The sequence below is a fragment of the Chryseobacterium amylolyticum genome (genome assembly GCF_051011775.1).
Taxonomy (GTDB): domain Bacteria; phylum Bacteroidota; class Bacteroidia; order Flavobacteriales; family Weeksellaceae; genus Chryseobacterium.
This window is the reverse complement of the sequence record NZ_JBPCHX010000002.1, coordinates 516,028-531,920: the sequence shown is the minus strand read 5'-3', so window position 1 is coordinate 531,920 and position 15,893 is coordinate 516,028. Positions and strand designations below refer to the sequence as shown.

Below are 15,893 nucleotides of genomic sequence, written 5' to 3'. Positions count from 1 at the left end.
AATGAATAGCCCAGAAATAAAAAAATGGTCCGTTGTGAAGTGCTTCTCTTCTATATAGATGAGACTTAAAAAAGGAGACACCATCAGATGTCTCCTAACCTAAATTTAAAACTGAGAAGCGTTGGCACTACTTTTTTATTTCATTGAATGCGATCTTTTCCGGTGCTTTTAAAATGGAACGGATCCAGATATCATTATTCGGAACACTGGTTCCATATAGAAAGTCAGCCACAAAACTGTCTTCCGGCAGGTGAAGCTCTGCAGAAAGCCTTGTACAGTTCGTCTGATCAACAGAGGTACTGCTTGAAACGTTTAATCCGTTATTGATCAGCTCAATATTAATTTCACGTTGAGTTCTATACCGGAAACTATCACTGTACAGACCAAAGTTTGATGAAATATGAATATAATCTGCAAATTTTCCAAAATCATAAACCGGCTTTTTGTTTACAGAAAGATCTTTGATATATTCCTTCATTTTGCTATAAAACCGGTCAAGAAAAGAATGCCTGTTATAGTCTGTTCCGAAATAAGCTTCATTCCCGGCACTAAATACGGCTGATACTGCATTGGTTTCATCCATCATGAGCTTTCCATATATTTTTGCCAGCTCATTGTACACTTTATTACGGCAAACATAGGCTTTTGAAAGTCCATTGACTGTCTCTACTTCATATCCTGAGAGCAATGCATCCCAGATTTTATTTCCATCCGTATCCGTTTTGGTATTTCTGATTTCTGAAATATAGCTGTGCAGATCATCAGTATTGATAAACTCTGTAGAAATATATACAGATTGTGGCCCTTCCAGATATCCGCCTCCTATATCAGCATGGTCTCCCGGCACAAAGATTTCTTTCCAAACAGATGATCTGGTTTGTAATTTCTGATCCTGCATCGCTCTTGAGTTTTCAAAAAAACCGGTAAGCGGAAAGAAAAACCTGCTCTCATTGACCGCACAGATGTGCAAAGCATTTTCTACCCGGCCCGGAATATGCATATTATAAGTATTAAAAGGTCTGGACTCTACGGTATCAAAAGCGCCTAAAAATTTTATTATGCAATTTCCCGGCGCATAATCAGTCAAAAACTGATTGCAGAAAGTTCTGGCAAGCATTCCTCCTCTCCCGAATCCATAAAGATAAAAGTGATATTCCGCAACCTCATTGTCAACTAAATTTTGTACAAAATCCCCAGCTTTCTGAAGTTTGTCATCTGAAGAATACCCGTTTCCATAAGGTGGGTTTGCGCAGGTTGTCATCGCAAAATTATTATCTTCACTACCTGTTACGGTTCCAATTCCTTCAATATATATTTTTTCTTCTCCAACGAATAAACTGTATAATTTATAGATATTGGTGAAGGTGCCATAATAGCTTTCATTATTGTTCAGCGGTTTATCCGGTGAAAGAATATTTGCCCCATTGTTTCCTGTACCGTCAAAGAAAATCCCGACGGAAATCACTCTGCCATTCATGCTTTACTTTAATTTTTTATTACAGATCGTGTTTGTGTTTTTTTCAACTAAAATCCCTGAAAGAGACATTTCAAAATAACAGAAGAAAAACAAGGCTGGCTAGAGTGAAAAGTACCAAATAAAAAATTCCGTATTTCTACGGAATGCAATTATATTTTTTCAAGAGAGTAAATATTGTTGACAATGGCATAGATGACTATTCCTACTGTATTTTTAGCTCCTATCTTTTCCAGAATACGCTGCCTGTGGCTTTCCACAGTTCTTGGGCTGATGAAAAGTTTTTCTCCGATTTCGTTATTGGTCAATTCCTGGCAGATCAGCTTTACGACATCTTTTTCTCTCTCGGAAAGTTCATCTTCTGTTTCAAAAAGAGATTTTTTTTTGGCCGAACTGTTCATGTAGGTAAACAGCATCTGATGGTCTTCAGCAGTGAAAAAAACGCCGTTTTTATCCACCATTGTAATGGCTTCAATAAATGTTTTCTTATTTGAGTTTTTAGGAAGAAATGCCGATACACCCAGCTTAACCATATAACCCAGAATAGAGGTTTTATAATGGGAAGACAGGATAATGATTTTAAGGTCCGGATATTTTTCTTTAAGGATTTCTACCAGCTCAAAGCCATTCATAGGTTTCATCTGAACGTCTATAAGGGCAATATCAGGAAAATCATCTTTTGAAAGTTTTCCGAGGTCCTCTATAAAATCGGGGCCGTTATCAGCGGTAAGACTTACCGATATATTTTTTTCATTGGACAGCAACATTTTTACCCCTTCGAGGATGAGCTGTTCATCATCAATCAGTGCTAGTTTGATTTGGGAACTCATGATATTTTGGAATTTTTATGATTAAACGACTTCCTTTATTCAAAAAAGTTTTTTTCCATTTGTGTGTGGCATTCATTGATTTGATACGGGATTCTATATTTTTGATTCCCATTCCTTTTTCCACTTCTTCGTATTCAAACCCCTGTCCGTTATCAGAAATGACAACCACTGTATCTTCCGGATAATCTTTAATGTAAATCCAAAGATCCGTTGCATCCGAATGTTTGATCACATTGGTAGTAAACTCCTGAATAATCCTGTACAGCTGCACTTCTGCAAAAAGGTCTTTCTTCTCATATCCCGGCATTACCTGCAATGAGATATTAATCTTATGGGAAAGATTCGCAATCAGTTCTTCCACATATAAAACCAGCCCTACCGATTCGAGATTAACAGGATATAACGAATGGGAAATACTTCTGGCTGCATCAATCAGGGAAGACATCTGGCCGTAGATATTTTTTTTGATCTGCTCATCCCCTTGTGTGTCAAGGTTATTCAGCCATAAAGAAAGAATATTGAGACGGTTTCCGATATCATCATGAATCATGACCGCAATTCTTTTTCTTTCTTCTTCCTGAGCTTTGATGTTTTCCAGCACCAGTTTTTTCTGGTGAAGAACTTCCGCCTCATGCTGTGCATTCTTTTCCTTCATAATCCTGGTTATAAAAGTTCTGTAAGCCAGCAGAATAAAGGATACTATAACTGTTATGGTAACAATTATAAGGATCAGCAGGTTGATATTTAAGGTTACTTCTTTAATCTGAAAAAAGTATATAAAAATGAACAGTACAAAATACCCGAAAGAATATTATTGGCACTGAGAATAGTATAATAATCGTTTTCCGACAGATTGGCGATCTGGTGCTGGATGATAAAAATAAATACCGAAACGGAATAGTAGAAAAAAATACTGGCATCTGCAAGAAGGAAACGGTTCTCTAAGGAAGTATTTTTAATTTCCCGGATCAGGGTAAAACCGGAAAGACAAATGATTGTGATATTGGAAACTACTTTTGCAATATCAGCATTTGCAGGATAATCAAATCCGTATTTTGAGATCATAAAACCCGCTGCAAGTATCCCTACAGCTCCAAGAACAGATTTTGGCCAATCCAGCTTTCTGATAAATAAACCGGCCAGTAGAAAAAATTCTCCTGCGATATATAAAGGATAGAGGAATGATGTATCATTAAGACTGAAGATATAAGGCAGTGCCAGATTCAGCAACTCAATAAAAAAAAGAAAAACAATATAATGAAAATACTGCTTTTCTTTAGCGTTTAATATGCGGTACTTTGCTGCTCCCAGCAGTATAACAGACAGAAGCAGTGCATAATTCAGGAATAAAATTATCTTATAAAGTTCAGCCATTCCTCAGCGTATCATTTAAAATTCGCATCCTACGTCTACATCCGGTATACGGCAGATAGGCGGACATGGCTTGGCCCAGTCATAGGTATTGGAGATAGTATCGACACCGAGTTCTGCATTTCTAAGATTCTCACGGAAAGAAATAAAGATAAGAGTTACGAGCATTTTCCCATAAATATCATTATATCTGATCCCGAAAGAACAGGTAATACCTGCCAGGCCTTCATCTGAAAGACAAAGGTCTGCTGTAGGAACATAGAATTTTCTGAAAATTCCGCTTCCTTCGTTTTCTCTGCTCTCTTTATAAAACCAGTCCATTCCTTCATTTCTCCAACGTTGAATCGCTTCTACAGCTATATCCTGTTCAAGAACCGGCGTACTGGTTACCGGGAATCCCATATTCATATTTTTCTCAGTACTTTCAAGATTTTTAGAAAGAACCGCATTTCTAATAACCGTATATTCCTGAATTTCCTGTAATTTCAGGTCTCTGTCAAGCTCAGTAAGAAAACTGTATGGATATTCTTTCAGATCTATTTTTCCCCCATCGTTATTCATGGGATAAAAAATAAGGATCAAGCGGTCCCTGTAAATTCCGACTGCTGCACAAAAGTCTTTATAGTCACTGAACCCTTTCATCCACTCAAGGTGTTCTCTGGAAATATTAAAAACGTAATTGGTTGGAATAAGTTTTTGAAGTTTTGAAAAGTCAGAAAAGGATGCTTTCCACTCATTTGATGCTGCTCTGCATTCTTCTACAGGCAGCATATAATCTACAATGTTTAATGTTGACATAAGCATAGTTTTTAGTCGTATAAAAATAGATAAACTAAATATGCTATGCAAGAGGGTTTTGATTAATAATTTTTCACAGTAATATGATAACAGCTCTGCTGCTTCTCCTTAATATAATATATCCTGCCGGCCTTTTCATAATATTTTAAAACTTTCTCCAGAGCTATTTCCATCTTCGGATTGTACTTCAGAACGTTGTTGAATCTTATGTAAGAAATATCAAAGGAATTACCATAATTATGAGAACTAATCCCTAGTGAGGCGTTGGAATTCACTCTTCTCAGTCTGCATTGGTCTTCAAGGGTTCTGGTAATGGAAGAAACAGTAAATGTACCGCCTTTCGTGTCCTTGCTGAACTTGGCTCCTATTTTTTCCAATGTGGTCTTTGCTTTGGATACCATATAGGCCCTGCTGTAATCAAGTCTCTGGACCTGATACCCTTTTCCGGATTTCTTTATTTTGTGGAATTTACCGTTATTGATATATTTCTGTACTGTTTTTGAGTCTTTCAGCAGCTTTAGCCCAAAACTCTTAGAAGCATCAAGGTGAGATTTATAAAGCGGTGTGGGTTCAACCTTCAATACAGTGGCAAGATCATAGCAGGGAAAAGCCTTTTTTGCTGCCTGCGAATAATGTAAACTATAAATAAAAGGTACAAAGACCACACATAAGAACTTTCTCATTCACCAACCTTTAAAATTACAAATGAAAGATAAAACATTTATGTTATATCTTTCAAAACTGACTATAGTACTCTACAAATAAATCCCAAACAAACTTTACACCAAATTATATATTTTATAATTTTTGTTCCCTTTTTTTTGAAATATTTTTTCAGTTTTAACTTTTTACTTTAAGATTTAAATTTTACATTTGAGATACATTTAAACAATAAACAATATGATAAAAAAACTTTTCGCTGAATTTTTCGGCACATTTTGGCTTGTTTTCGGAGGTTGTGGAAGTGCTGTTTTTGCAGCCGGTGTTCCAGATATTGGCATCGGACTTCTAGGAGTTGCTTTAGCCTTCGGCCTTACGGTTCTTACAATGGCTTACGCTGTAGGTCATATTTCAGGAGGGCATTTTAATCCGGCAGTTTCTTTCGGGCTTTTAGCGGGAGGAAGATTTCCTGCAAAAGACCTTATTCCTTACATTGTAGCGCAATGTCTGGGGGCGATTGTGGCAGCAGGATGCCTGTATACGATCCTTAACGGTGCCGGAGCGGTAGAATTCTCAAAACCCGGAGATTTTGCCACGAATTTTTACGGTGAAGCTGTTTACAATGGAAAAGCGTTCAGCATGGGTGCTGCTTTCCTGGCTGAGTTCTTATTAACAGCATTTTTCCTTATCGTGATCATGGGAGCTACAGACAAATGGGCTAACGGTAAATTTGCCGGTCTTGCCATTGGTCTTGCCCTTACTCTGATCCACCTGATCTCTATCCCGATTACAAACACCTCTGTAAACCCTGCAAGATCACTTTCTCAGGCAGTTTTTGTGGGAGGAACTGCTATGTCACAGCTTTGGTTGTTCTGGGCAGCTCCTATTTTGGGAGGAGTTGTGGGAGGATTGATCTATAAGTTCTTACTTCAGAGAGACACTGCTGAAATTGCAGATTAATTTTAAATAACATTCAATGATAAAATCCTGCCAGGCGGCAGGATTTTTTATGTAAGCTTTTTGATTTCAAAAGGATTTTTAAAAATCAGCTCTTCATGCTTTCCCTTGATTTCCATTTTGCGCTGAAGAAGATTCAGGGCCATTTTCCTGATAAAAAGATCTTTATCATTCAGTTTCCAGTAAGAATCTTCATGGAGCTTTCTGGGCTGGCGGATCAGGTAAAATTCGGTTTCCCATGTATCCACATTATGATAGAATTCAATAATCCCGCAATGTTCCGGAATAAGCCCAGCATCTACCATTCCCATCGGGAGCAGAAAACTAAAAGAATTACACATATAATCCCCGCAGGAAATTTTATCGTGTTTCAGAAATTTTTCTCCGGTATCTTTATTCAGGTATGATTTTTTGAAATCATTTTTAAAATCACTTTTTGAAAGTTTGATTTCAATTTCATGGCTACCCCCTTCTGCATCAATGATCAGGATATCTGCTTCCCAATCTGCCTGAAAATAATTAGTCAGTACAATCTCTTTTTCAAAATCGCAGTGGGTATGGATATATGCGTGTATGAGTTCTTCTATTTTGATCATTGTTATGGTTGTAAAATGTACAATGTACAATGTAAAAAGTAATAATGATATTACACTTCATTAATAGTAAATATTGTAACACAATATTCGCAAAGGCTTTTCACTCAGCAAAGTTACAAGCTATTTATAGCTGTTATAATTATACAAAAATGGACAGACGAAGCGACTTCGACTATTCACATTTTTTTATTAAATCATCAGCTTACGAGCAGGCTGCAGCCTCTGATATCGGAATGGTCTATTCTTCCCAGTACCTGAAATTTATCTCCGGTTATTTTCCCAAGATCTTGTGTTGCTATAAATGAGCAGGAATGGGCATTGGCAAGGTCAATAATATTAACAGCGCCCGTTCTTCCTTCTTTTTCATAAGCTAAAGGATCTTCCGCATTCCTCACCATGATTCTCATCCAGTTCGGGCATTCATACTCGTTATTCCCAAGGGAATATGCTTGTGAAAGCAGTTCTGTCATGGAATATTCAGAATATATTTTATCTGTTTTAAGGCCTTCCTGTAAGAGCTTCAGCAATTCATCTTTTGTCATTTCTTCTTTTCTGCCTTTCATTCCTCCGGTTTCGATCACTATCAGATTTTCAGGAAAATTGAGAGATTCTTCGCTTTGCCCGGAATGACAATAATCCAGAAAATCAAGAAGAGCAAATGAAACTCCGAAAAGAATAACTTTTTTATCCTGAAGCTTATTCAACAGGTCAAAAAGTTCAGCATGATTGTAAAGAAAATATCCGTTTTCCGGCTTACCCGATTTTTTCATCAGATAGTCTACCATATAGATTAGTGATGAATGTTGTTTCTCAAGATAACTTGGGAGCAGACCCAGGAAGATAAAATCTTCCGGTTTTCCTATAAACCGTTCAAAGCTTTTATAAATACTTTCCTCATATAATTCCGGATCTGCAATGAAATGTCTGGAAAGATTCATCTGAGTAGTTCCTGAACTTTGAAAATACAGATCTGCCGTTACATTTTTATCCAGAATCTGATGGTTTTTAAACATTTCGATAGGTAAAAACGGAATTTTGGCCAGGCTGTTTACCTCATCGGGATTCACATTCAGAAAGTCAACGAACTTCCTGTATATTTCAACATTTTCATATTGATAACGAAATGTTTTCAATGATGCATCCAGGAAATCCTGTTCATTCTGTATGTTGAATATATTGTTCAGTTCCATAATTTTTAAATTCATTAATCCCTCACTACGAGGCAATTACAGAGATAAAATATTGTTATTTAATAATTTTTTAATGTACAAAACCTATTTTGGTAAACTTATTGCAATCAATTATCTGGAATATGGATTAAAAACAAGAGTGGGTTTTCCACCCGTTCGAAAGTTACCTCTTTTTAGAGGTAATTTTTTTGTTTTATTTTTCAAAAGTCTTCAATTCAAAATCTTTTTCGAATACTCCATAGGTAAAATAAGAAATCCAGTCTCCGAGATTGATATATTTTGCACCCGGTTCCAGATCCAATACCATAGGCAGATGTCTGTGTCCATAGATAAAGTAGTCAATCTTCTGCGTTTTCAGCTTTTCTTTGGAATAAATAATCAGGAACTCTTTATCTTCCCCAAGAAATGCTTTGTCTTCTTCTCCTGAGATCATTTTATTTTTTTGGGAAAGGTATAATGCAATTTTCATTGCAATATCAGGATGAAGCCATTTAAAGAACCATTGTGCAACAGGATTCGTAAATAGTTTTTTCATTCTTTTGTATCCTTTATCACCAGGTCCCAGGCCATCTCCATGAGCCAGCAGAAACTGCTTCCCTCCCATTTCAAAATATTGTTTCTGATAGAATACCGTACAACCAATCTCTTCTTCCAGATAATCTTTCATCCACAGATCATGGTTCCCGACAAAGAAATAAATATGAATCCCCCTGTCTTTGAGTTCTGCAATTTTACCAAGCACCCGGACATATCCTTTGGGAATAACATGCTTCCACTCATGCCAGAAATCAAAAAGATCACCCATTAAAAACAAAACCTGGGCGTCTCCTTTGATCTCGTCCATCCAGCGTATAAACCTCTCCTCGCGCAACTTACTTTCCTTTGGCGTAGGAGCACCAAAATGCTGATCTGAAGCGAAATATACTTTTTTTCCAGGTTCTAAATTAATTGTTGTTTTTAACACCTTCTGAGTTTTGTGGGTAAATTATTGATTATCTTCAGCAAACCACTCTCCATAAGAGTTTTCTGTCTCATGAAGTTTAAGATAAGCTAAAGAAATTCCTTCAGGAAGTTTTGATTTGATTTTAGCGGCGATTGCGTACAACATATTCTCACAGGTTGGCTGGAAACTGCAATAAATAACTTTATGGCCTTTCTGTTCCAGATCATCTCCCAATTCTTTGTGTGGAGACAGTGCATTGACAAGAACCGCGTGGTCCCATACGTCTACGATCTCAGATTTTACGATACTTTTGATATCTCCGAAATCAACTACCATCCCATTTTTAGGGTTATCAATATCATTAATCGGTTTTCCTTTCACTGTAACAAACAGCTTATAGGAATGTCCATGCATATTTTTACACTTCCCATCGTAGTTGTAAAGTACGTGAGCCGTTTCGAATGTAAAAATTTTTGTAATACGTATCATACTGCAAAGATATGATAAAACCGCTTAACACAGAAAAAGACTGTTTCTATTGATGCGATTTTAAAATATTCTTTAATCCATTTTAAAAGTCAGATTATTATCTCTGGTTCCATCAACATTCATTGCATTGTAAGGTACAGAAAGCCAGCCTTTTTTATTCATGACAAATTTAAACTGATAAGTTTTCCCTTTTTCAAACTGAGATTTTGGCAGTACCAGTTCAAAAGTATTGCCCTTTTTCAGGCTCATATAATATGCGTGATCATCAGGATTCCAGTTATTAAAAGAGCCGGTAACTGATATATTTCTGATATATTCTACACTTTGTTCGTCCGGAAACGGGTAAGAAAAAATGATGTTATCTTTTTCAGTCCGGTAGCCATAAACTTCTTTTTTAAGATCAGGATGAACAAGAGGTTCAGACCTTGTATATTCTTCTGCCACCATGTATGGATTCAGCATTCGTTTATCCATCATACCGGCAATCTGATTGATCACTGGATAAAAAACAGCAAAGTTTTTATATCCGCTGGACATCACTATAATTGCTAAATTCCTGTCAGGAAAAATTCTGTAGGCACTCACATTTCCCCCCGAAAAATTATAGGATCTTATATTATTAAAAGTATCTGTATCCCAGCCATGAGTGAAAGTAATCTCTTTATTTTTGTATTCGAATGGCTTCCACATTAACGTCCGGGTGGCTGGTTTTAGAAAATCATTCTTACTAAGATGAATGCTCCACTGTAAAAAAGCAGGCAATGAGATGGCCAGACCGTTGGCAGCATGTGCTCTTCTTCCTTCCACAAATGTAGATTTATCATACTGATGTGTATTCTTGTTGTAAATATATTTTACAATTCTGTTAGGAATTTTTTCAATGGAATTGGATGAAAACACCACCTGATTTCTGGAATCTGAGAACTGATTCTTCAGGATATAATCTTCAAATTTCTCTCCGGTTACTTTTTCAATAATCATCGCAATCAGCATATAGTTTGTCTGATTGTATCTATAGTCAGTTCCGGTTTCAAATTCCATTTTTTCTTTTGACAGGCGGTTAATAACCTCAGCGTTAGTTGCATCTGTTGCAATATCACTGAAGTTAATCCAGTCAGGTAACCCTGAAGAATGAGACAAAAGATTTTTCACCTTAACATTCTGCCATTCTGCCGGTATATTGTCAATATATTTTGAAATTTTATCTTCCAGAGATATTTTTCCTTTCTCAATAAGCTGGAAAAGCCCAACATTGGACATCAGTTTTGTAGTAGAATACACCCTGAACATAGAATTAGAATCTACTTTCTTATCGTTTTCCAAAGTTTCTGTTCCGTAGTACTTCTGGAAAGTTACTTTATTATCGGTTACAATTCCGACAGCCATTCCCGGTATCTCATTGATTTGAATAACCTTTTTGATATAGTCATCGATGGCCTTTGATTGTTCTGTAGTCTGGCTGTACACGGTAAAGAAAAAACCTGAAAACAGTATTGGCAAAATAGATAGTTTCATGGAGATGTTTGTTTGATGTTCCTTATTAAAAACAGCTGTGGACCTTATTGTATTACATCAGAAAAATGATCTCCTGGTTCAGGCATTATTTATCATTTTTTCAAATCTGTTAATGATTTTGTCTTCTCTCTCTGATCACAAAAACTTTTCCAACCAGTCGCTTTCCAAACGCTTGATCTTTTTAGTTTCAGGATCAAATAAAATCCAAAGTGTGCTTGAATCTACCACCAGCTCATCATTGCAGTAAAATTCTACCTTTCGTGGCTGTCTGGCTCCTTCGGGGGCCAGAGGGTAGGTTCTTACCGTAATGACATCATTCAGATAAACCTGTTTTTTATATTGGATATGGTGGTCCAGAAGCATCCAGACATCATTTGCATACTCTGTTTTATGTTTTAACAGATCCCAGTGCTCTGCTGCCACTTCTTCCACCCAGTGCACATACTGTACATTATTGACATGATTATTCTGATCAATATGTTGTTCTGTTACTTTTATCTGTTTTTCGTACATTAAATTCATTCTTCTGAAAGTTTACTCAAATTTATTATTTTTAAAACAGAACTTTTCCAGAATTATATAATATTTAACCGTTGTTTTTTTAGATTATAAAATATTTCTATAGATTTTTTTATTGTTGTTTTTAACCATAAATCTTAAAAAAAGTTTAAGTTTAGAAAGATCTATTATTTTATTTTCAGAACTGTAAAATTCCGAAAGCCGGATTTCGTAATCTGAAATATTGGTATAAGAGGTACAGAAAATGGTAATTAAATCCACCCATTCACAAATTTGTTTATTTACATCTTTTGAAAGGTCATTGACAACAATTTTTTTTAGTAATTCTACACCGGGTTCAAAATCATTTCTTACAATATTGGTTAATACCTGATTAATGGTTTCTACTAGCATAAAATATTTCAGATTCTCCGGTGTCTTTTGTAATGAGCGAATATCATATCCGGAAGCTTCTTCCGGCAAATCATAATTCAGCAAATAATGGATATTGGAAAGAGTGGTTTTTTCCCAATTTTTCAAATCATTTAAAGTTAAATAAACTTTAGACAAGTTCATCAGCATTTGAGATATATGTAAAGAAATAATTTCCGAATATTCGTAATTATTTAATTGAACTCCATACCGGATACCTTCTAAGGTAATATCGATAGCATGTTTCTTTTTATTGGTTTTAAAAGCCAGATAAGACTTGGTAGAAGTAATGAATGTTTGTATATAATTGTAAGAAAAACCACTTTGAGGCAGTAATCTTTTGGCCAGTACATCTGCATTCGCAAAAGTATGATTAGCTTCTGCAATTTTTCCTGATTTTGCATGGATAAACCCTTTGCTGTATTCTTTGTTAAGGTATACAATGGCCATATGATCCAAATGATCTTTAACATTATAAGCAATCATTTTTTCAAAGCTTTCCAGGATTTCTGATTTTAATGTTAAACTATTACTAACACCTGTTATTGTACTTTGGGATATTTCTTCTGTTTCTCTGCTAAAAATTTTCAGTTTACTATATTTAAATGAAGGACATTTTACTTCAATTCTATCAATATATCCGCCACACAATGGTAAAACTGGGCATTCAATACAGTCTTTATGTATTTTGCGAGTTTTAATAAATTCTAATACTTTGTCATAATCAACAAGAAATCCGGATATCGGTAATTCTTTCAGATAATGATGAACAGATGATAAAAGCGATAAGGAATCCTTCCTTTTTGGTCTTACAAGTTTATCCCTGTAGGTATGCAGAACAGCATTGTTCATTTCCTTAAATGAGATATTCTCTTCATCTACAGAAGTTCTATAAGTTTCGAAATCATTTGTATTATAAACAATTGCATGGGAATACATTTGTTTTTCTTCACGAAAATTATTTAACCATTTATAGATATAAATTTTACTTTCAAAAGAATTTTTGTCCAGTTTTTCCAACCTCAGAATGGATATATTTTCCAGTTGTTGAGAATACTTTGGTAATTCTTCTTTTATAAAATCAATATTATTTTTATTCTGAAAGGTGAAGAGCAGACAGATATCCTTATATTCTATTCTATTCAAAAGATGAAATATATCCCGAAAAATAGTATCAGAAAAGTGATGATCATCAAAAACAATCGTTAATTTATTTAGGTTCTGCAAAGATTGGGTAATATTTTCTTTTTCGTCAATCAGTTCCGGAATTACAATATCCTTAGTGATCAATTCACTTAATATTTCCTTATCTATAAACTGAAATGATTTTTCCTGCAGTAAATGGTAAACTGTTTTACTGATCAATACCTTTTTGTGTGAGATATACGAGTGTAAATAAACATTTTCTCTGTTTATTTCTTCTTCATAAATTTCAAAAAAATCGGATAATTTAAATATACTATTGGTTGATTCTGTTGACCTCATTGCTATTGGTAGATTCTATCTGCTCTCTGTTGGTATTTTTCTTTCCTTTAGAAAAGCTATAGGACAGTCTTAGGGACACACTTCTTATAGCAAATCTATTTTCGATTTCTCTATTAAAATCGGATTCATTGACATCTATTTTAATTTTTTTAAGATTAAACAGATCATTAACATTCAGGTTAACATTCAACTTATTATTAAAAAAGGATTTTCTAATGGACAGGTTTATTACCCCTTGCGGATGAAGATCATATATACCATAGAACGTTTTTGAAAAATAGCTTCCGTTAAGTTCTATAAAGAAATTGTCCTGAATTTTAAAAGTGTTACTAATTCTGATGTAAGGTGTTACTTTTTCATAAGATTGTGGATTTTCATTATTCACTTTAATTTTTCGATAAATTACATTAGAATACAGACTGAAATTCCACCATTTATAAATATCAAAATAAGTACTGAATGATGCTAAATACATATCTTCATCATTAATGTTATCAAATGTAGAAATCGTCTGTGAATCCTCGTTGGTAATGAAAACATTATTGATAACATTAGAATTCTTCTGGTAAAGAAGGGTGAAATTATGCTTTTTCTTAATCAGATATGTAAGCTCAAAACTGTTTGAAAAATAAGGTTTCAAAAAAGGATTTCCTTTTGAAATGGAAAACGGATCTTCAATATTTTCGAACGGATTAAGAACTCTGAATGCGGGCCGTGTTATTCTTCGTCCATAGGAGAAGTTTAATGTATTATCATCTGAAGGTTTATATTCAAGAAAAACTGTTGGGAAAAAATCCCATCTGTTTTGGGAAATAGATTCAGATGAAGTTACCGAGTTTGCATTATAATTGGTATTTTCAACTCTCATCCCCAGGTTCATTCCCCATTTATTCCATTTTTTTGTCATACTGGAATAGAAAGCGAGAATCTTTTCATCATATATAAATTCATTTGAACGAACAGAATTGTATATTTGATTCACTCCATCAAAGAATTGTATATTATTATTGGTTTTGGAGTTCACATATTTTGATCCAATCTGAATGGTTAAATCATTTTTAAGCACTTTATTATAATCCAAATTGAAAGTATGGATATTAATTTTCATAGGATTTTTTATAGTTAAAAATGTATTTGGTCTTATGCTGTGATTGTTATCATCAAAGAAGCTATTGTTTAGATAAGATTCCTGATGATTATTATAATTGATAAAATTATAGCCTGCATCTATTTTGCTGCCAAGCGAGTCAATCTTGTATCTGTAAAAAGCATTAAATGTCTGATTATTCAGCCTTAAAGGTTTTTCATTGTTGGTAATATATATTGAGTCAATATTAAAATTGACGGTATTTCTTATTGAATTTACTGATAACCCATTGGTTGTGCCATCCCAATAGTTCAGATTATAATTAGCACCTGCAACGTTTTTATCGTTGATATTATAGTCAAGACCCAGATTGAGATTGTGTGCATTAATTTTCTCTTTATAATCTTCGTGCTGACTGAGCTGTAAAGGTTTATCAAAGAAAGTTTGCGTGTCATTATTATCATTAAATCCCCTACCTGTTCCAAAGGAATAACTAGCCTGTGTTGTGACTTTTTTCTTTCTATATACAAGCATTAATCCTGTATTCCATTGAAAGCGTCTATGCTGCTGCACTTCATTGTACACCGTACCTGTTAGTCCGTATTTATAGTTGTTTTTTGTATTGATGTTAATCACAGCTCCTTTATTGGCTGCGTCAAATTCAGCTGAAGGAACCGAACTTATTTCGATATTTTTAATAGATTCTGAAGGAATTGATTTCAGATAATCCATTAGTTCTCTTCCTGAAAGCTGTAGCTTTCTGCCATCCATATAGACTGTTACCGATTCATTTCCCCTGAAAGTTATATTCCCAATATTATCGGTCTGAATCTCAGGGGAAATATTTAATAATCGATAAGTATTATCTCCTACTTTATAAATACTATTTTCTATATTAATAATTGTCTTGTTAATTTTCCTTTCCAGGAGGGGTTTAACAATAACAACTTTATCTATTAAAATTGTATTCTGATGAGCTGTAATGTTTCCTAAATCAATAGATTTATTATTAATTTCAAATATCTCCTTATATTTAATTGAAGTTCCCTGCTGAATACTGATGATATATTTTCCGTTTGACAGATTTTCAAGAATAAATTTTCCACTATCATCGGTAACCGCAGCTTTTACAAGTAAAGAATCTGATTTTGTGCTAAGAATTACTTCCGCTGCTGCCGGCAAACCATTCTCGTTTACTACTTTACCGGCGGCTGAATATTTCTGAGAATATACAGATTGAATAAGGCTAATAAATAAAAATACTGAAAGGATTTTTTTCATACTTAAGCAAGAGCAAGATGCTTTTTAATAATATTTTCAACAATCTCCGGGCTGGAAAAAAAGTTCACATCTAATTCGTCATCTTCAAATTCAATTGAGAATTCGTCTTCAAGGGATGATATAAAAACCAGCGCCAGCATTGATTCTGAAGTCAATAGCTGTAATCTGTCCTGGTCATTCTCACACCCTTCAAAAATATCACGGTACTCATTCTGCGTTAAGTCCTGTAAAATATCACTGATTTTTTCCTTTATATTGTTTTCCATAAAAATTGTTTTTGGTTTTTA

The 15,893-nt window shown here is 34.6% G+C and carries 16 protein-coding genes; 1 reads left to right on the top strand and 15 read right to left on the bottom strand.

The genetic code is table 11. From position 1 onward, the window contains the following. Window positions 1–127 precede the first annotated feature (127 nt). The 6 genes from ACR1PO_RS07525 to ACR1PO_RS07500 form a co-directional block, all read right to left on the bottom strand. Window positions 128–1,477 (bottom strand): T6SS phospholipase effector Tle1-like catalytic domain-containing protein, encoded by a 1,350-nt coding sequence (locus tag ACR1PO_RS07525; protein WP_433986360.1) that lies wholly within the window; start codon window positions 1,475–1,477, stop codon window positions 128–130. Between the two features lie 149 nt (window positions 1,478–1,626). Continuing rightward, complete coding sequence (locus ACR1PO_RS07520; RefSeq protein ID WP_433986359.1) at window positions 1,627–2,304, bottom strand: response regulator transcription factor; 678 nt, start codon at window positions 2,302–2,304, stop codon at window positions 1,627–1,629. Further along, entirely contained in the window at window positions 2,273–2,959 is a 687-nt protein-coding gene (locus ACR1PO_RS07515) for a sensor histidine kinase (RefSeq protein ID WP_433986358.1), read from the bottom strand. Before ACR1PO_RS07515 ends, ACR1PO_RS07520 begins: the two co-directional genes overlap by 32 nt. Window positions 2,960–3,054: 95 nt before the next feature. After that, the gene (locus ACR1PO_RS07510) at window positions 3,055–3,678 is read right to left on the bottom strand and encodes a hypothetical protein (RefSeq protein WP_433986357.1); all 624 of its coding nucleotides are present in this window, start codon (window positions 3,676–3,678) and stop codon (window positions 3,055–3,057) included. A 15-nt stretch (window positions 3,679–3,693) separates the two neighbouring features. Continuing rightward, window positions 3,694–4,473 carry a hypothetical protein gene (locus ACR1PO_RS07505; RefSeq protein WP_433986356.1) on the bottom strand — a complete coding sequence of 260 codons (780 nt, stop codon included), beginning with the start codon at window positions 4,471–4,473 and terminating at the stop codon, window positions 3,694–3,696. Window positions 4,474–4,535: 62 nt separating this feature from the next. Continuing rightward, window positions 4,536–5,156, bottom strand: coding sequence for a DUF5715 family protein (locus ACR1PO_RS07500; protein ID WP_332384992.1), 621 nt, complete (start codon window positions 5,154–5,156; stop codon window positions 4,536–4,538). 220 nt (window positions 5,157–5,376) lie between these two features. Here ACR1PO_RS07500 and aqpZ point away from each other — a divergent pair, with 220 nt between their 5' ends. Continuing rightward, window positions 5,377–6,093 carry an aquaporin Z gene (gene aqpZ, locus ACR1PO_RS07495; protein WP_332385082.1) on the top strand — a complete coding sequence of 239 codons (717 nt, stop codon included), beginning with the start codon at window positions 5,377–5,379 and terminating at the stop codon, window positions 6,091–6,093. A gap of 47 nt (window positions 6,094–6,140) precedes the next feature. Here the strand turns inward: aqpZ and ACR1PO_RS07490 are convergent, their stop codons facing one another. The 9 genes from ACR1PO_RS07490 to ACR1PO_RS07450 all read right to left on the bottom strand — a co-directional run bounded on the left by ACR1PO_RS07490 (window position 6,141) and on the right by ACR1PO_RS07450 (window position 15,872). Then, window positions 6,141–6,686: a hypothetical protein gene (locus ACR1PO_RS07490; protein WP_433986355.1), complete on the bottom strand. Its 546-nt coding sequence runs from the start codon at window positions 6,684–6,686 to the stop codon at window positions 6,141–6,143. 197 nt (window positions 6,687–6,883) lie between these two features. After that, window positions 6,884–7,876: a LuxE/PaaK family acyltransferase gene (locus ACR1PO_RS07485; protein WP_433986354.1), complete on the bottom strand. Its 993-nt coding sequence runs from the start codon at window positions 7,874–7,876 to the stop codon at window positions 6,884–6,886. Between the two features lie 193 nt (window positions 7,877–8,069). Then, window positions 8,070–8,840, bottom strand: coding sequence for a UDP-2,3-diacylglucosamine diphosphatase (locus ACR1PO_RS07480; RefSeq protein WP_433986353.1), 771 nt, complete (start codon window positions 8,838–8,840; stop codon window positions 8,070–8,072). Window positions 8,841–8,861: 21 nt separating this feature from the next. Then, the gene (locus ACR1PO_RS07475) at window positions 8,862–9,308 is read right to left on the bottom strand and encodes a 6-pyruvoyl trahydropterin synthase family protein (RefSeq protein ID WP_002976816.1); all 447 of its coding nucleotides are present in this window, start codon (window positions 9,306–9,308) and stop codon (window positions 8,862–8,864) included. 72 nt (window positions 9,309–9,380) lie between these two features. Further along, window positions 9,381–10,823, bottom strand: a complete 1,443-nt coding sequence (locus ACR1PO_RS07470; protein ID WP_433986352.1) for a serine hydrolase — start codon at window positions 10,821–10,823, stop codon at window positions 9,381–9,383. 135 nt (window positions 10,824–10,958) lie between these two features. After that, window positions 10,959–11,345: an acyl-CoA thioesterase gene (locus tag ACR1PO_RS07465; RefSeq protein ID WP_433986351.1), complete on the bottom strand. Its 387-nt coding sequence runs from the start codon at window positions 11,343–11,345 to the stop codon at window positions 10,959–10,961. An 84-nt stretch (window positions 11,346–11,429) separates the two neighbouring features. Continuing rightward, window positions 11,430–13,238, bottom strand: a complete 1,809-nt coding sequence (locus tag ACR1PO_RS07460; RefSeq protein ID WP_433986350.1) for a hypothetical protein — start codon at window positions 13,236–13,238, stop codon at window positions 11,430–11,432. Continuing rightward, window positions 13,213–15,606, bottom strand: coding sequence for a TonB-dependent receptor domain-containing protein (locus ACR1PO_RS07455; protein ID WP_433986349.1), 2,394 nt, complete (start codon window positions 15,604–15,606; stop codon window positions 13,213–13,215). The genes ACR1PO_RS07460 and ACR1PO_RS07455 overlap by 26 nt, the downstream gene beginning before the upstream one ends. Window positions 15,607–15,608: 2 nt before the next feature. After that, complete coding sequence (locus ACR1PO_RS07450; RefSeq protein ID WP_433986348.1) at window positions 15,609–15,872, bottom strand: hypothetical protein; 264 nt, start codon at window positions 15,870–15,872, stop codon at window positions 15,609–15,611. Window positions 15,873–15,893 lie beyond the last annotated feature (21 nt).